Here is a 16,080-nt window from a genome sequence, read left to right as displayed (position 1 = left end):
TAATCTCCAGGCACAGAGCGTTGCAGGGGATTCATTCGTCAACAAATAGAAAGAGAAGGAGGAGAATGTATGGATTTGTCCGTGAAAAGACGATTATCATTAGTGGCAATCTGGATCATCATTGCTCCTCTTGCTTTCTATTTTTCTTACTATTATATGCCTGTTAGGAACGTTGATTGGGTAACAATTTCTTTATATTTTGTCATTCTTATGATTACAATGATGTTGCCAGTACGGTTGACCAATATATCGATTTCATTAGAGCGTTGGATTACATTTACCGTTTTTTTTCAATATGGCCTATTTGCTGAGCTAGTTTTCATGCAAGTTGCAATGATTTTACTTCTTTTTACTGGAAAGACGTCTATGCCGACGGCTCGGCGTTTTTTGATCAATTCGTCGATGTTTGCCATCGTATCGGTAACGAGTGCATTGGTCTTCTATGCAGTCGGTGGTGAAGTAGGCACGGTAAACTTTACTTCGATTGTGATGTATGGTGCTATTTACGCTGTGACCTATATGCTAATGAACAGTTTATTGCTAAAGGTATTTTTTACAATCGTAGATAGGAAATTTACAATCTGGAATAGAGGGACGCTTTGGGACTATACGACAACGATACTCGTCTTCCCATTTAGTGTATCTTTGTATTATTTGAATATATTTTTTGGGAATAAATCTATTTTAATATGTGGGATTCCTTTTCTCTTTATTTTAATTATTATTAGCTTGTATCACCGGTCAGATAATTTAAATGATAAATTATCATCTGCGAATGTAATTGGGAGAGAGCTCGCAGATCGTCTCGGTTTTGAAGATGTCGTCCGAACGTTTATCGTCAAATTGCAGAATGTAGTTTCGTACGATGGTGCCTATGTGTTGGATTTACGTTCCGGCAAACATCTTGTCACATTAATGGGCTCTGAAAATGCTGTTGTTTCAAAAAAAGTGAATCATATTACATTTAAATCGAAAGTTGAGTGGGATGACGGACTGGATTTGGATGTCCCGAAAATATTTGGTGCAAAAAAAGAAGTAGTTCAATTAAAAAACTTTATGTTTTCGGATAAGGTGAAAAGTGTGATGACTGTGCCCATTAAACGTAACCAAAGGACAGAAGGGATGCTAATTCTTACATCTCATCATAAAAGTATATTCAAAGCACTTGAGATGAAAATTGTCGATATGCTAACTGGTTATTTCGCGATTTCACTGGTCAAGGCACGTTTATATGAAAAAACAGTTGAGCAAAGTGAACGATGTGGACTTACAAATTTAAATAACTTTCGCTATTTAGATAAAAAGTTAGATGAAGATATTATTCGTTATCACACAGGTGAATTACATTCGTTATCTGCTATTATTCTAGATATTGATTATTTTAAAGCGATTAATGATACATATGGACATCAAAGTGGCAATGATTTACTTCGTGCGCTTTCGGGAGTTCTAATGTCGTTCGTCGACCAAGAAGCTACGCTTGCTAGATACGGCGGTGAGGAGTTCGTTTTCATCTTACGCGATAAAGGCAAGGCGAGAACAATTGAGCTCGCCGAGGAAATTAGGAAAGAAGTGGAGGAGATGACATTCCGCATAGTTCCTGACTTATCGAAGAATCGTAGTCCAATAGATGTTCAAATGACGATTAGTGTCGGTGTTGCAACGGTACCAGAAGACGCAGAAGATGCTAAATTATTATTGCGTAATGCAGATCGCGCACTTTATATTGGTGGTAAGCAAGCGGGTAGGAATCGTGTGGGTGTATATTCGGAGAAAGAGATTGTCACTGTGTAAGAAAATGATGACGGTTCAAAATAGCGGCGAAGCATGTAGGGAAATACTGCGTTCTTTTCGCCGATTGACCAAGTGGTGGAAATTGAACGGATATTGAATTTCTATCAACTTTTCTTACATCATAAAGGTAAAAATTTTATCGATGAGATTGTTGAGCAAATGCAATCGACTATCGACAAACCGATTACTATAAACAAATTTCTGTAACTGTCCAATTAACGATGTTTTACGCAGAGGATGTGGGCAACTAAATGGATGTAATCTACCTCGTTTTATTCTTCATCTACGGCATCATCTTTGGCTCTTTTTTTAACGTTGCTGGCTTGCGTGTGCCGAAAAAAGAATCCATCGTATCGCTGCCTTCCCATTGCACGACCTGTAACCGGAAACTTGGCACGCTTGACCTCATGCCTGTATTTTCGTACCTTTTACTAAAGGGGAAATGTAGAGGTTGTGGCTCGAAAATTAGTCCAATCTATCCGTTTATGGAGTTTATGACGGGGTTGTTATTTGCGCTATCTTTTTACAAGCTAGGCTTTAGTGGAGAGCTGTTTATTGCGCTGCTCTTCATGTCGTTGCTCGTCATCATTACGGTAACAGATATCACCTACATGCTTATTCCAAACAAAGTGTTGCTACCGTTCGCAGTGATGTTGCTAGTAGCTCGGATATTCATTCCCTTTGAGCCATGGTGGGATAGCTTGCTTGGGGCGCTGATTGGCTTTGGTATTCTGTATATTATCGCAGTTGTGTCGAAAGGTGGTATGGGTGGCGGCGACATTAAGTTGTTTTTTGTCATCGGGCTTGTTCTAGGCACAGTTCATACATTGTTGACGTTATTTCTTGCGTCGGTTATCGGGACGATTGCAGGGATGATTATATTGAAACGAGCAGGGAAGGGAAGAAAGACGCCTATTCCGTTTGGCCCATCTATTGCGCTTGCGGCGGTCATTGCCTACTTCTGGGGCGCTGATTTTGTCGCATGGTATGGCAATCTATTCTATTAGGTCGATAAATTTTTAGAACAAGGCGACATACGTCTTGTTCTTTTTCATGTTCATTCTGCTACGCTAAAGATAAAACGGGGTGATCTGAGATGAAATTTGGAAAACGTTATTCAAAAGCAACTGTTCTGATGGCGATGCTACATGGTGTTGCCGTTGGAGTAGTGGCGGTTGTTGTCGTTGGTTTAATCCTTTTTATGATGAAGGGGAAGGAGGTGCCGAGTGCCAATGGTCAAGAAGTACCGACGGTTGGCCCTGCACCGATTGAAGCGTCATCAGAAGATGCGTCGAAGAAAGTCTTGCCGTTATTTGCGAAGCAACATGGGGCATTTTCTACAGCAGAAGCGGCGACATTATTTATAACAGAAGATCCTGCGCTGGCAAAAGCAGCAGTAATTCATGCGGGTGATAATTATTTCGTTTGGTCGGCGGTCGGATTGACGTCAGATGAGATTGAAACGAGTGAGTACGAAGGGACTTATCGCAAAGCCTTCTCAGTAAATACGTTAGCCTGTGGGGCAATTGGGGCAGGGGAATTGCAAAAAGTACTAGCGTCTACAGAAATAGACCAAATTAAAAATTTGGTGGAAAAAAAGGACACAGCGAATACTTCAGAGAACGTTACGGAGTTTTATAAGAATATGACTGTCATGACGGCGTTTACAAAGGATATGAGAGTTGTCCGATTACAGCTTTTAGCACATTATTCATCAACGAATAGTTGTGTTAAATTTGTATTTTAAGGGTTGAAAACAGGCCAAATTTAATATTTCCTTTTTTGGTGCAATTCCCACATTCCTCATAATCCAGTATGATTGGGGAAAGGGGGAATGAATGATGAAATTCAAAAATGCTCGACCTGTTATTTTAGCTTCGGCCTCACCAAGACGTAAGGAGATTTTAAGTCTATTGGGTTTTCCGTTTACTGTATTACCGAGTCATGTTTCGGAGGATATCGCGATGACTACAGATGATTTTGCGGGCTATGCAAGGGAGTTGGCTTCCAAAAAGACGGCGGTCATTGCTGAGGACTATGGTGATCATATTGTCATAGGAGCCGACACGATTGTTATTCATGAAGCAAAGCATTATCCGAAGCCAGAGAGCAAGGAACAAGCCAAACAATTTTTGCGGGAACTATCCGGTAAAACACATACGGTTATTACGGGTGTTGGTATTTCCATTGGCGGGACGCTACGCGTTTTTTCAGTCGAAACAGCTGTTACTTTTCGTGAGCTAGATGATGTTTTAATAGATGCCTATGTAGAGTCTGGTGATCCGATGGACAAGGCGGGGGGCTATGGTATACAAACGGCTGGTGCACTGTTTGTTGATAAGATTGATGGAGACTATTTCAATGTAATGGGCTTACCGATTGCTCAGTTGACGGAGCATTTACGTAGGCTTGCTTTAATCAGTTTGAAGGAAGGTGATCCTTTCATTGACTATTGACCTTCAGCCTAAAATGATGATTCGTGATGTACATATTGCGGACAGACCACGGGAAAGGCTCATCAATCAAGGTGCAAGCAGCTTGTCCAACCAGGAGCTCATTGCAATTTTGTTGCGCACAGGTACAAAGGATGAATCGGTGCTGGTGCTCGCAAATCGCATCCTTTCTTCGTTCGACAAAATTCAAGACTTGAAAGATGCTACAATCGAGGAATTGATGACTGTTAAAGGAATTGGAAAAGCTAAAGCGGTTCAGCTACTCGCAGCTGCTGAGATTGGTAAACGACTGTATCGCAAGCACTCCGATGGACGTTATACAATCCGTTCGCCAGAGGATGCGGCCGCTTATTTAATGACGGATATGTCATCCTTGAGCCAGGAGCATTTCGTCGTACTTTTTTTAAATGTCAAAAACGAAGTACTTCATAAGCAGACGATTTTCATTGGTAGCCTAAATTCAAGCATCGTACACCCAAGGGAAATTTTCCGTGAAGCGGTAAAACGTTCTGCGGCCTCAATAGTTGTTTCGCATAATCATCCAAGCGGTAATCCCACGCCATCTCCAGAGGATATTGAAGTGACGAAACGGTTAATGGAAGCTGGGTCTATCATGGGGATTGAAACACTCGATCATATTATTATCGGTGACCATCAATTTGTCAGTCTGAAACAGAAAGGCTATATGGAATAGGTTGTTGGACGGGTATTTTTAAGCAGTCAGAAAGAAGTGGAAATAGTATTAAAGCTTTCCTATTGCCTTTGACACTGTAAATTTGTTCTCCAATCCGTTATACTAGGTTGTATGATTTCATGAAGGCCGTAATTGAGCGGTTATGGAGAAAGGAAGAACAGTCTTGTTTGGATTTGGATCAAAGGATGTCGGGATTGACCTCGGCACAGCAAATACATTAGTTTTTATTAAAGGGAAGGGGATCGTCCTTCGGGAGCCCTCTGTAGTAGCAAAAAATATTCAAACTGGTGAAATTGTAGCAGTTGGTAGTGCAGCAAAAAATATGATTGGTCGTACTCCGGGTTCCATCGTGGCAACTCGCCCGATGAAAGATGGCGTAATTGCTGATTTTGAAATTACAACAGCAATGATTGAGCATTATATGAAAGAGGCAATGAGATCGGCGGGTAGTTCGTTCAAAAAGCCGAATGTTATGATTTGTGTACCTTATGGTATTACATCCGTTGAACAACGTGCGGTGACGGATGCTGCACGTCAAGCAGGTGCCAAGGATGCGTTTACGATTGAAGAGCCATTTGCAGCTGCAATTGGTGCGAATCTTCCGGTTTGGGAACCTACGGGAAGTATGGTCGTCGATATAGGTGGCGGAACGACAGAAGTTGCGGTTATTTCCCTCGGAGGCATCGTTACAAGCGAGTCGATTCGTGTCGGAGGTGACACGATGGATAACGCGATTATTAGTTTTATTCGTAAAACGTATAATTTGACAATTGGTGAACGGACGTCTGAAGCTATCAAAATTGAGATTGGTTCTGCAAAAGTGACAGATGATCTTAAAAAGATGGAAATTCGTGGACGTGACTTGTTAACGGGCTTACCGAAAACGATTGAAATTTCTTCGGATGAAATTGCAGACGCATTACGTGAATCGATTACACAAATTATTGATGGTGTAAAGAAAACGCTTGAAACGACACCTCCTGAACTATCTTCAGATGTGATGGAGCGTGGAATAGTGTTGACAGGTGGAGGAGCGTTGCTTCAAAATCTTGACAAAATCATTTCTGATGAAACGAATATGCCAGTCTTCATCGCTGAAGAACCACTCGATTGTGTAGCTATTGGGACGGGTAAAGCGCTTGATAATTTTGATTTGATCAAAAAAATGCAAACTAGATAAATGAGGGAGGATACAGGCAATGCCGCGATTTTTTTCAAATAAACGATTGATATTACTGCTCGTCGGCGTAATTGTCCTCGTTGCATTAATATCCTTCTCCCTCAAAGACCGGCAGAATGCCTCACTCCCAGAACAAATTGTGAAAGACGTCGTCGGCTTCGGGCAATCATTTTTCTCGAAGCCGGCGCATTATATGACAGGTGTCATCGGGAATATTGATGGGATTTTGAATACATATGAAGAAAATAAGCGATTGAAAATGAGGCTAAGTGAATATGCCTCCAACCAAGCGAAGCTGACAGATATTCAAGCAGAAAATGAACGGTTACTGGGTATTATCGGCAAGGAAGATGATTTACGGGCTTACAATTCGATTCATGCAACTGTCATTTCTCGTAATCCTGATCAATGGGAAGATAAAATTATTATCGACAAAGGGAAAGATCACGGTATTGAGAAAAATATGGCAGTCATTACGGCAAATGGTTTAATCGGTAAAGTTGTGTTAGTCAATAAATACACATCCACGATTGAATTATTATCGACTGAAAATCGTAATTTTCGTGTAGCTTCAGTTATTCCTGGAGAGGATCCTGCGTTTGGGCTGATTGAAGGGTATGATCGTCAACGAAGCGAGCTTATTATGAAACGGATCGACTCGAGTTTTACGATTGAAGTCGGTCAACAGGTCGTGTCATCTGGTCTTGGTGGAATTTTTCCGAAAGGGCTTCTCATTGGAGAAGTGACAGAAATTTCGACGGATGATTATGGTTTGACGAAGTTAGTCTATATCCGCCCGGCAGCAGATTTTAGAATGCTCGATCATGTGATGATTGCGAAAAGGGTATCCATTACCGATGAATTTGGAACAGATAGCGATAGTACTGAGGGGGAGGAAGGATCATGATCCGATTCGTCATCCCTCTCATTGCCGTTATATTATTTTTCCTGGAGCCTGTCTTTAGTCTTTTTTCACCTATTGAAATCGGTGGAATGCGATATACGCTTGTTCCACGCTTTGTTATCGTGTACCTTATCTTTATAGCGGTTTATTATAATCAGCGAAATGCTATCATCTATGGAATTGTGCTTGGACTCTTGTATGATATGTTCCACATTGATATTATTGGACTATATGCATTTCTTTTTCCGTTAGTTTGTTATATCGCTACGCTAATTATTCACCAGATTCATCGACATATTCTTACGGTGATGTTTTTAGCGTTATTTCTGATAGCTGTACTTGAGCTACTGTCCTACTTTTTTGCGAGTCTTGTTTCATTGACATCAATCGGATTTGACGAATTCATTACGGATAGGCTTATCCCTACAATGATTGCCAATTCTGTTTTTGTCGGCATGTTCGGTTTGTTATTTAAGAATTTTATAGATAAAAAAGGATTGCAACGCCAAGGCGCAATTGATTAGAGAGAACGCGGGGTGACGCAAATGACGAAACAGCAATATGTAACAATCAAAGGGACGAAGGACGGTCTAATCCTACGCCTTGACGATAAATGCGCCTATTCGGATATGATTGCGGAGCTTTCTAGGAAAGTAGAGGAAAACAGCTTGGAGGGACTGGCGGAAGTTCAGGTCCATACAGGTAGCCGCTATTGTAATGAAGATGAACTAAAGGAAATTATGGGTACCATTCATAAATCTCCTCATTTACGTGTTTCAAAGATTCAAAGTGATGTCATTACGATGGAAGAATGTAATCGTAAAGTACTGGAGAAACAATCTGAAACGTATATTGGCATTGTCCGATCAGGACAGGTTGTGAAGGCGGATGGGGATCTTGTGGTTATTGGGGATGTCAATCCAAACGGTCGTGTTGTTGCAGCAGGTAGTATATTCATCCTTGGTCGACTTAAAGGGATTGCACATGCGGGCGTCAATGGGAATGAAGAATCAGTCATTGCCGCTTCATGGCTAGAAGCAACACATCTCATCATTGCAGACAAAACGGAAACGATGACAGATGAATTGACAGTCTTGTCGGAGCGTCCAGAAATGGAATGTGCTTATTTGCATCCGAATGGCTCCATTGCCATTAATCGTCTGCAGGAGCTTAGGGTAATTCGACCGGGTCTATCGTCATTCAAAGGAGGAAGCTAATGTGGGAGAAGCGATTGTAATAACATCTGGTAAGGGTGGTGTCGGAAAAACGACGACATCCGCAAATCTGGGAACTGCATTGGCCCTTCAAGGTAAGAAAGTCTGTCTCATTGATACCGATATTGGACTTCGGAATCTAGATGTCATTCTCGGACTTGAGAACCGAATTATCTATGACCTTGTCGATGTGGTTGAAGGACGCTGTAAGGTGCAGCAGGCTCTTGTGAAAGATAAACGTTTTGAAGATGGTTTGTTTTTATTGCCAGCTGCGCAGACAACTGATAAAAATGCAGTGAATCCGGAGCAAATGAAATTGTTGGTGACGGAGCTAAAGCGGGATTATGATTATATTTTGATAGATTGTCCTGCTGGTATTGAACAGGGTTTTAAAAATGCTGTCGCGGGAGCGGATCGTGCGATTGTCGTGACGACTCCGGAAATTTCAGCTGTTCGTGATGCGGATCGTATTATTGGTCTGTTGGAGCAGGAAGATATTGACCCGCCAAAACTCATTATTAATCGCATTAAACGGCAATTGATTTCGTCAGGTGAAGCACTCGATGTTAACGACATCACATCCCATTTGTCGATTGATTTACTGGGCATTGTGTTGGATGATGAAAATGTTATCTCTTCTTCGAATAAAGGGGAGCCAATCGTCATGGACCCATCTAACCCGGCAGCAATTGGTTATCGTAACATTGCTCGCCGTATCCTTGGCGAATCTGTCCCACTTATGTCGCTCGACACGGGTAAACCCGGATTTTTCGATAAAATCAAATTGATATTTGCCAAATAAGCCGACCCCGATGCATATCGCATCGGGTCTTTTTATTTAGTTTGCTAGCCGAGTCCTTTAAATTGGTAGCTCAGTTTGCGAATTAGGTAGCCGAGTTCTCGCGTAATGTACAACTCAAAAAACTCGTTCTCCCGTAACGTCTGTAAACAAGTATTTATTCTCTCAACCAGTCATATACTGAAAAAAACGGGTGGTGTGACCGGTGAGGTGGAGGACAAAGTGGTTGGTAGCGATTGTGTTAACACTTGCGGTGATTGGAGTAGCGAAGCTAGAGGAGGCAGAGGTGATTCGGCAGCCTATTACGCAACACATTACATCGGGACAGGATTTTTTGGTGGTGAAGAAATGGGTGGCATCGATGATGAAGGATACAGAGGCTGATAAAATTGCGGTGACGGCAGGTATGGAATCAGATGATCCTTTTTCGTTGTATGAATCAATGCAACCTTATAAAAATGGCGTGCTCGTCTCTTATACAAACCCATTGTCAATTACAGCACAAGGACGAGGTCTTGTTGTTTTTACGGGCTTCACTCGCGAATCGGGCAAGACGATTACGGTGCTCTATGATAATGGGGATGAAGTGACCTATGGCTTTGTCGGAACAATACCGATACTACCCTATACGTCGGTAAAAAAAGGGGACACGCTAGCGTTAATGGAAGAAGGGGCAATTTATCTACTGGTGAAGCGTGATGGTGTGGCGTTAGATGTATCTTTACTGCCAACTTATCTTTCGGGGGATACTCCAGTGGATGTAGATGAATGAAGTTTAGGCTCCATCCTGTGCTTATACCCTTATTTTTATTTCTTATTATGACGGGAGATATATCGGTTTATGCGCTTCTTTTCATATCACTACTTATTCACGAGGCGGGTCATCTGATAGCGGCATATGCTACAAGAATGCGCGTTCGATCATGTATCATTATGCCGTATGGCGGTGAATTAGTGATTAGCAACCGTCAATTGGAACCTAGAAGGAATCGGCTGATTGTCGCGCTCGGTGGACCATTGGCAACGGTTTTTTTATTAGGTTTTGCGCTGTGGATCCCGTTTCCTGGCGACGACCAGGTCGTTCGGATTCAACTGGTATTGCTTGCTCTAAATTTGCTGCCAATATTGCCACTTGATGGTGGACAGGCAATTTGTGCGCTACTCGAGACAGATGGTTCCGAGTATCGCACACGTGCACTTTTGCTTGTTTATTCTATGCTCGTTCTTTTTGCTGCTATTCTACTATTATTTTGCGGTTTTCCACATACATCTCTTTATATTGTGCTCGCTATTTTTCTTCTTATCCAAAACATTTCCGCCTTTCGTTTCAGAAAGTATGAAAAAGCATATACTGAAATAAAATTAAATCGGTTGACATAAGTTTTTTTTAATGGTAATATTCAAATGTTATTGTTTGTAGCACCCGTGCTACTGCAACCGCGCTGATAAGGTACAAGTATCCGTTACGGATCACCTTGGAAGGCGAGTCTGAGTTTATAGAGGAGGTGCAAGTATGTACGCAATCATTGAAACTGGTGGAAAACAAATCAAAGTTGAACAAGGCCAGGAAATCTACATCGAAAAAGTAGCTGGTGAAGCTGACGAAGTCGTCACTTTTGACAAAGTTCTATTCGTAGGTGGAGAAAACGTGAAAGTCGGCGCTCCATTCGTGGAAGGTGCTACTGTAACGGGTAAAGTTGTTAAACAAGGTCGTGCTAAAAAGATCACTGTTTACAAATACAAGCCGAAAAAGAACTATCACAGAAAACAAGGTCATCGTCAGCCATATACGAAAATCGTCATTGACGGTATTAACGCGTAAGCCGGCATGATTAAAATCATCATCAATGAACAATCTTCAGGCCACATCCATTCATTTGAGATGAAAGGTCACGCTGATTTCGCGGAACATGGAAAAGACCTTGTCTGTGCAGGAGCATCTGCAGTATCTTTTGGTGCTGTCAATGCCATCATTGCACTTACAGGAAAAACCCCTGACATCCATCAAGGAGCAGACGGTGGTTATTTGAAAGTCATATTCCCGGAAAACGACGAAAAAGATTACGATATACAGTTAATCCTAAAAGCGATGATTGTGTCATTACAGACGATTGAACAAGACTATGGGCAACATATAAAACTCATCTTCAACAAGTAGGAGGTGGCATACATGCTACGTTTGGATCTCCAGTTTTTTGCATCGAAAAAAGGGGTAGGTTCTACTCGGAACGGTCGTGACTCTCACTCGAAACGTCTTGGCGCAAAACGCGCTGATGGACAATTCGTGTCAGGCGGATCAATCCTTTATCGTCAGCGCGGAACGAAAATTCACCCAGGTGAAAACGTCGGTCGCGGTGGTGACGATACACTTTTCGCAAAAGTTGACGGCGTCGTTCGTTTTGAACGTTTTGGCCGTGACAAAAAGAAAGTTAGCGTTTACCCTGAAGTTCAGGAAGCGTAAACATACGAGAGAAAGGACTGCATATGATGTGCAGTCCTTTTTTTATTTGCATAAAAAATTTACAAAGCCTGCGCATTCAACTTTTTGCATCACTAGTTGGCGAAGCAGGGTAGAAAAATGTTATACTATAAAGATGAAAATGTTGGCGGTGAATGACAATGGGAAACGATAAGCTGACTTTGACAGAGGCGCTGAAATTTGCAAGACATGATTTTTTGAATGAACTTCAGTTAATCTTACTGTATATCGATCTTGGTAAACTACCAGAGGCTAAACAAAAAATTATGGATACGACGGATGCGATGCGCCAAGCAGCTATGTTAGAAAAACTTGGACTACCTGCTGTTGAAACTTGGCTCGTGACGTTTGATTGGGTGTATAGCATATTTCCTAAAACTTTAACATCGACGATTACGCCGGGAATCCGCAATGTAGATGATACAGCAGTTGTAGCTTATTTGGAGCAGGTATTTCGAATGGCGGAAAAAAAAGTGGACCCAACATCTGATTATGAAACGCAGATTGAGGTCAATGCTTCGGCAACGAGCTGGTCGATTACATTCATTGTCAATGGTGTGATGGATCATATGTTTGCAGCGCCAGAAACAACAGGTTCCTTCAGCGTAGAAGAAACAATTTCACAAGATCAATGGACGTTCACAATTCGTGGACGATAGGAGGAAAATACATGTTTGTCGATCACGTAAAGATTTATGTAAAAGGTGGTGACGGTGGTGATGGAATGGTTGCGTTCCGTCGCGAGAAGTATATCGCATATGGCGGTCCAGCCGGTGGAGATGGTGGTAAAGGAGCGGACGTCGTATTCGTTGTCGATGAAGGCCTGCGTACACTGATGGACTTCCGTTACCAGCGTCATTTTAAAGCACCACGCGGAGAGCATGGCGGCAGTAAAAGTATGCACGGGAAAAGTGCGGCGGATATGGTTGTCAAAGTTCCGCCGGGCACAGTCGTGATGGATGTAGAAACAGGTACAATCATTGCTGACCTTGTTGAACATGGACAAACGGCTGTTATTGCAAAGGGAGGCCGTGGAGGTCGTGGGAACTGTCGATTTGCGACGCCACAAAACCCAGCGCCTGAGCTATCTGAAAAAGGAGAACCAGGTGTCGACAGGGAAATTAGCTTGGAATTGAAAGTACTTGCGGACGCAGGACTTGTCGGCTTCCCAAGTGTCGGGAAATCAACGTTATTATCAGTAGTTTCTTCTGCGAAGCCTAAAATTGCCGATTATCATTTTACGACATTGGTACCGAACTTAGGAATGGTTGAAACAGAAGATCATCGTGGCTTTGCACTCGCTGATTTACCTGGTTTGATTGAAGGGGCACATGAAGGAATTGGTCTAGGTCATCAGTTTTTACGGCATATAGAGCGGACACGGGTTATTATCCATGTCGTTGATATGTCTGGACTGGAAGGACGCGATCCATACGAGGATTTCATAACAATCAATGAGGAATTGGCGCAATATAATTTACGTTTGACAGAGCGCCCGCAGATTATTGTTGCAAATAAAATGGACATGCCTGATGCGGAAGATAATCTCAGAGTGTTTAAGGAAAAACTAGCTAATCCAGATGCTTTAATATTCCCGATTTCTGCCATCACAAGAAAAGGGTTGGATGAGTTATTGTTTGCAGTTGTTGATTTACTGGAAGTGACGCCTGAATTCCCAATGCATGAAATTAAAGATGAAGAAGAGCATTCTGTTCTTTACAAGCATGAGTCAGAAGTTGACTTTGAAGTAACTCGTGATGATGACGGTGCATTCGTTTTATCTGGTTACACGATTGAGCGTCTATTCAGAATGACAGACTTCAACTTCGATCAGTCTGTTCGTAAATTCGCAAGACAAATGCGTGGTATGGGTGTCGATGACGCTCTTCGCGAACGTGGTGCGAAAGATGGCGATACAGTTCGCATTCTTGAATTTGAATTTGAGTTCCTCGAATAATCAATGGATTATCGGAATAAGGATGTATTGTGAAACAGGGGGCTAACTGTATGAAGCAATTGGGGGCAGGTCATTTTTACCTTGTTAGGGAAGATGTGCTGACGGAATCAATGCAGAAAATGCTAGAGGCAAAAAGACTTTTGGCGAGTGGAGAAGAATCGACGATACAAGATGCTACAAAAAGGGTCGGCCTATCTCGTAGTGCTTTTTATAAATACCGCGACACTGTTTTTCCTTTTGAGTCAATTGCGCGCGAACGAATCCTAACGATCTTCATCCAACTTGAAGATCGAAAGGGGTCGCTTGCGACATTGTTGCAAATTATTTCAGGGGCAAAATGCAATGTTTTAACGATTCACCAAACAATACCTGTGCAAGCACGTGCTAATATTACATTGTCGCTTGATGTGACAGAAATGGAAATCAAAATGGAAGAGTTTCTGCAACGTTTAAAAGTACCTGACTTTGTAGATTCAGTTAACTTGATCAGCTCAGGTTCGTTGTGAAAGGAGAATGACTGTATGACAGATGAAAAATTTGCGCCGACAGTTGCTTACTTGGGACCTGAAGCGTCATTTACACATGTGGCGGCAAGCACCCTTTTTGGAGGCACTTCGGGCTTGGTATCACATCCGACGATACCTGATTGTATAGAGGCTGTGTCGGCAGGACACGTCGCATATGCCATCGTTCCACTTGAGAACGCCTTGGAAGGCTCTGTGCCACTCACAATAGATTATCTGTTCCATGGGAGTGAGTTGTTCATAAATGCCGAAATTTCAATTCCTATTGAGCAGCATTTGATGATTAATCATAAGCAAATCCCTTTTGCCGATGAAATTCAGTCTATCAATTCTCATCCACATGCACTTGCGCAATGTCATAAGTATTTGCAGTATAATTTTCGGCGTGTACCATTAATTCAAACGACTTCAACGGCTGCTGCAGCAAAATATATTTCTGAAAATCCAGATGAGAAAATCGCAGCTATCGGCAATCGACTAGCGGCAAAAAAGTATGACCTACACATCATGGAGGAAAATATTCATGATTTCCATTTTAATCATACGCGCTTTGTCGTCTTATCCTTGCGAAAAGAGTGCTTGGAAAATGAAGGTCATTCTGCTAAGTTGAAAACGACTTTTATGGTGAAGCTGCCCGAAGACGATCGGTCTGGAGTTCTCCACCAAGTGCTATCCGTTTTTGCATGGCGCAGGTTGAATTTAAGTAAAATTGAATCAAGGCCATTAAAAACGGGTCTCGGCAATTATTTCTTCATCATCGATGTTTTGGAAGCAGAGGAGCATCCGATGATGCAAGGGGCAATTGAAGAGCTTACTGCACTTAATTGTTCAGTGCGTTCCTTTGGCTCATACTTTACATACGACCAATTACCGTCACATCAATGAAAAATGATGTGACGGTTTTTTTGTTGAATAAAATGCCTACATTGGCATATATATAGCAAGAGGGGACATCACACTCGATATGTGCGTCACAAAGACGGGCGTCCGTTCATACGATGGATTGACGGAAGGGGGAAGTTTTTAAGTGGAAGTCCATATTGTTGTAAAAGGGGATACGCTATGGAAGATTGCGCGTCAATATGGTATCCCGTTTGAAGAGTTGAAGCGTGCTAATGCACATCTTGCCAATGCAGACTACATCGTACCTGGAATGAAAATATTTTTGCCGAAAAAAGTCCATGGAGGCAAGCAAGAACACGTCAAACATCCTGATAAAGGAAAGTTGCCGGTGAAGCCATCAATGCCGGCACCGACACATCCAAAACCGGTTCAGCCAGTACCAAGACCACCCGCACCAACCCACCAAAAACCAACACACCCAGTACAATCCAAACCGAAACCAACGCCAACACCAAAACCAACACCAACACCGCCAGTACAGGTGCCGCAGCCGTTGCCACAACCAACGCCACCAGTACCAGTGCCAGTGCCGCTACCCATACCAACACCACCAGCACAAACCATACCAACACCGCCTGCACAAACCATGCCGGTACCGCCGTTCGTGCAGCATATGCATCCAATGATTGGGATTCCGTGTGGCTGGATGCCGATTTTCGATGCCGACTGCTATCCGTTTATGCACTCGGGACAAATTCAAGCGATGCCGCAGCCTACACCACGGCCTTCAGAGCAACTAGAAACATTACCAACAATGCCATCAACGCAGTTTCCGATGCAGGAAGAGTCATCGCTATACCCTAGTCGAGGACCAGCTGCAGAGCCATTCCCATTACCAACTCCGATGATTGATGGCTGGCAATTGATTGAATCACCTAATCAGCTATTTGAAGAATCGCCGAATCTGGATTTGCAGCCTGCTGCCTGGTGTCCGCCTGAGCAAAGCTACATTCCACAAGTGATATCTCCAGCTTACCAACCAGGCTATCCTGCGATGCCATACCCAACCCCTCAGCAAGGATGCGGTTGTGGTGGACAGCAGCCATACCAACAACAGCCCATGATGATGCCGATGTATTACGGTCATCTATGTAATTGTCATTCATCCATGCAAGCAATGCCTTACCAAATGATGCCTACTTACCAGGGCACTAATTGGTACGGATCGTATTGATAGGA

Annotated in this window: 20 protein-coding genes and 1 other annotated feature; all 20 genes read left to right on the top strand. The window is 42.6% G+C overall.

The window, feature by feature from the left end; all coding sequences use genetic code 11:
- Positions 1-69 precede the first annotated feature (69 nt).
- The 20 genes from MKZ10_RS12710 (at position 70) to MKZ10_RS12615 (ending at position 16,075) form a co-directional block, all read left to right on the top strand.
- Positions 70-1,794 carry a GGDEF domain-containing protein gene (locus tag MKZ10_RS12710; RefSeq protein ID WP_342505314.1) on the top strand — a complete coding sequence of 575 codons (1,725 nt, stop codon included), beginning with the start codon at positions 70-72 and terminating at the stop codon, positions 1,792-1,794.
- A 251-nt stretch (positions 1,795-2,045) separates the two neighbouring features.
- A complete protein-coding gene (locus MKZ10_RS12705) occupies positions 2,046-2,801 on the top strand; it encodes a prepilin peptidase (protein WP_342505313.1) in 756 nt (251 codons plus the stop codon).
- An 89-nt stretch (positions 2,802-2,890) separates the two neighbouring features.
- Positions 2,891-3,541 (top strand): hypothetical protein, encoded by a 651-nt coding sequence (locus tag MKZ10_RS12700; protein WP_342505312.1) that lies wholly within the window; start codon positions 2,891-2,893, stop codon positions 3,539-3,541.
- A 91-nt stretch (positions 3,542-3,632) separates the two neighbouring features.
- The gene (locus tag MKZ10_RS12695; protein ID WP_342505311.1) at positions 3,633-4,250 is read left to right on the top strand and encodes a Maf family protein; all 618 of its coding nucleotides are present in this window, start codon (positions 3,633-3,635) and stop codon (positions 4,248-4,250) included.
- 13 nt (positions 4,251-4,263) lie between these two features.
- Positions 4,264-4,941: a DNA repair protein RadC gene (radC, locus tag MKZ10_RS12690; protein ID WP_342510191.1), complete on the top strand. Its 678-nt coding sequence runs from the start codon at positions 4,264-4,266 to the stop codon at positions 4,939-4,941.
- A 163-nt stretch (positions 4,942-5,104) separates the two neighbouring features.
- Positions 5,105-6,121 (top strand): rod shape-determining protein, encoded by a 1,017-nt coding sequence (locus tag MKZ10_RS12685; RefSeq protein WP_342505310.1) that lies wholly within the window; start codon positions 5,105-5,107, stop codon positions 6,119-6,121.
- A 19-nt stretch (positions 6,122-6,140) separates the two neighbouring features.
- The gene (gene mreC, locus MKZ10_RS12680) at positions 6,141-7,028 is read left to right on the top strand and encodes a rod shape-determining protein MreC (protein WP_342505309.1); all 888 of its coding nucleotides are present in this window, start codon (positions 6,141-6,143) and stop codon (positions 7,026-7,028) included.
- A complete protein-coding gene (gene mreD, locus MKZ10_RS12675; protein ID WP_342505308.1) occupies positions 7,025-7,549 on the top strand; it encodes a rod shape-determining protein MreD in 525 nt (174 codons plus the stop codon). Before mreC ends, mreD begins: the two co-directional genes overlap by 4 nt.
- Before the next feature lie 21 nt (positions 7,550-7,570).
- Entirely contained in the window at positions 7,571-8,242 is a 672-nt protein-coding gene (locus MKZ10_RS12670; RefSeq protein WP_342505307.1) for a septum site-determining protein MinC, read from the top strand.
- A gap of 1 nt (position 8,243) precedes the next feature.
- Positions 8,244-9,041: a septum site-determining protein MinD gene (minD, locus tag MKZ10_RS12665; RefSeq protein ID WP_342505306.1), complete on the top strand. Its 798-nt coding sequence runs from the start codon at positions 8,244-8,246 to the stop codon at positions 9,039-9,041.
- A gap of 202 nt (positions 9,042-9,243) precedes the next feature.
- Positions 9,244-9,810 carry a hypothetical protein gene (locus MKZ10_RS12660; RefSeq protein ID WP_342505305.1) on the top strand — a complete coding sequence of 189 codons (567 nt, stop codon included), beginning with the start codon at positions 9,244-9,246 and terminating at the stop codon, positions 9,808-9,810.
- Entirely contained in the window at positions 9,807-10,418 is a 612-nt protein-coding gene (locus MKZ10_RS12655) for a site-2 protease family protein (RefSeq protein ID WP_342505304.1), read from the top strand. The genes MKZ10_RS12660 and MKZ10_RS12655 overlap by 4 nt, the downstream gene beginning before the upstream one ends.
- A gap of 45 nt (positions 10,419-10,463) precedes the next feature.
- Positions 10,464-10,538, top strand: a sequence feature (ribosomal protein L21 leader region).
- Positions 10,539-10,551: 13 nt separating this feature from the next.
- Positions 10,552-10,860, top strand: coding sequence for a 50S ribosomal protein L21 (gene rplU, locus MKZ10_RS12650; protein WP_203246798.1), 309 nt, complete (start codon positions 10,552-10,554; stop codon positions 10,858-10,860).
- Between the two features lie 6 nt (positions 10,861-10,866).
- Positions 10,867-11,196 carry a ribosomal-processing cysteine protease Prp gene (locus tag MKZ10_RS12645; protein ID WP_342505303.1) on the top strand — a complete coding sequence of 110 codons (330 nt, stop codon included), beginning with the start codon at positions 10,867-10,869 and terminating at the stop codon, positions 11,194-11,196.
- A 12-nt stretch (positions 11,197-11,208) separates the two neighbouring features.
- Positions 11,209-11,499, top strand: a complete 291-nt coding sequence (gene rpmA / locus MKZ10_RS12640) for a 50S ribosomal protein L27 (protein ID WP_179392075.1) — start codon at positions 11,209-11,211, stop codon at positions 11,497-11,499.
- 158 nt (positions 11,500-11,657) lie between these two features.
- Complete coding sequence (locus tag MKZ10_RS12635) at positions 11,658-12,176, top strand: Spo0B domain-containing protein (RefSeq protein WP_342505302.1); 519 nt, start codon at positions 11,658-11,660, stop codon at positions 12,174-12,176.
- A gap of 11 nt (positions 12,177-12,187) precedes the next feature.
- Positions 12,188-13,474, top strand: coding sequence for a GTPase ObgE (gene obgE / locus MKZ10_RS12630; RefSeq protein ID WP_342505301.1), 1,287 nt, complete (start codon positions 12,188-12,190; stop codon positions 13,472-13,474).
- A gap of 50 nt (positions 13,475-13,524) precedes the next feature.
- On the top strand, positions 13,525-13,980 hold the full coding sequence (locus tag MKZ10_RS12625) for an ACT domain-containing protein (RefSeq protein WP_342505300.1): 456 nt from the start codon (positions 13,525-13,527) through the stop codon (positions 13,978-13,980).
- A 15-nt stretch (positions 13,981-13,995) separates the two neighbouring features.
- On the top strand, positions 13,996-14,883 hold the full coding sequence (pheA, locus tag MKZ10_RS12620) for a prephenate dehydratase (RefSeq protein WP_342505299.1): 888 nt from the start codon (positions 13,996-13,998) through the stop codon (positions 14,881-14,883).
- Positions 14,884-15,025: 142 nt separating this feature from the next.
- A complete protein-coding gene (locus MKZ10_RS12615) occupies positions 15,026-16,075 on the top strand; it encodes a LysM domain-containing protein (protein ID WP_342505298.1) in 1,050 nt (349 codons plus the stop codon).
- Positions 16,076-16,080: the final 5 nt, after the last annotated feature.

It is taken from the genome of Sporosarcina sp. FSL K6-2383 (genome assembly GCF_038618305.1).
Lineage (GTDB): Bacteria > Bacillota > Bacilli > Bacillales_A > Planococcaceae > Sporosarcina.
This window is presented reverse-complemented; position numbering and strand designations above follow the sequence as displayed.

Coding starts and splice junctions, on each gene's coding strand:
- obgE (WP_342505301.1), top strand. CDS start 12,188: ATGTTTGTCGATCACGTAAAGATTTATGTAAAAGGTGGTGACGGTGGT.
- rpmA (WP_179392075.1), top strand. CDS start 11,209: ATGCTACGTTTGGATCTCCAGTTTTTTGCATCGAAAAAAGGGGTAGGT.
- MKZ10_RS12645 (WP_342505303.1), top strand. CDS start 10,867: ATGATTAAAATCATCATCAATGAACAATCTTCAGGCCACATCCATTCA.
- MKZ10_RS12705 (WP_342505313.1), top strand. CDS start 2,046: ATGGATGTAATCTACCTCGTTTTATTCTTCATCTACGGCATCATCTTT.
- MKZ10_RS12710 (WP_342505314.1), top strand. CDS start 70: ATGGATTTGTCCGTGAAAAGACGATTATCATTAGTGGCAATCTGGATC.
- pheA (WP_342505299.1), top strand. CDS start 13,996: ATGACAGATGAAAAATTTGCGCCGACAGTTGCTTACTTGGGACCTGAA.
- MKZ10_RS12695 (WP_342505311.1), top strand. CDS start 3,633: ATGATGAAATTCAAAAATGCTCGACCTGTTATTTTAGCTTCGGCCTCA.
- MKZ10_RS12670 (WP_342505307.1), top strand. CDS start 7,571: ATGACGAAACAGCAATATGTAACAATCAAAGGGACGAAGGACGGTCTA.
- MKZ10_RS12700 (WP_342505312.1), top strand. CDS start 2,891: ATGAAATTTGGAAAACGTTATTCAAAAGCAACTGTTCTGATGGCGATG.
- MKZ10_RS12625 (WP_342505300.1), top strand. CDS start 13,525: ATGAAGCAATTGGGGGCAGGTCATTTTTACCTTGTTAGGGAAGATGTG.
- MKZ10_RS12655 (WP_342505304.1), top strand. CDS start 9,807: ATGAAGTTTAGGCTCCATCCTGTGCTTATACCCTTATTTTTATTTCTT.
- mreC (WP_342505309.1), top strand. CDS start 6,141: ATGCCGCGATTTTTTTCAAATAAACGATTGATATTACTGCTCGTCGGC.
- mreD (WP_342505308.1), top strand. CDS start 7,025: ATGATCCGATTCGTCATCCCTCTCATTGCCGTTATATTATTTTTCCTG.
- radC (WP_342510191.1), top strand. CDS start 4,264: ATGATGATTCGTGATGTACATATTGCGGACAGACCACGGGAAAGGCTC.
- MKZ10_RS12635 (WP_342505302.1), top strand. CDS start 11,658: ATGGGAAACGATAAGCTGACTTTGACAGAGGCGCTGAAATTTGCAAGA.
- rplU (WP_203246798.1), top strand. CDS start 10,552: ATGTACGCAATCATTGAAACTGGTGGAAAACAAATCAAAGTTGAACAA.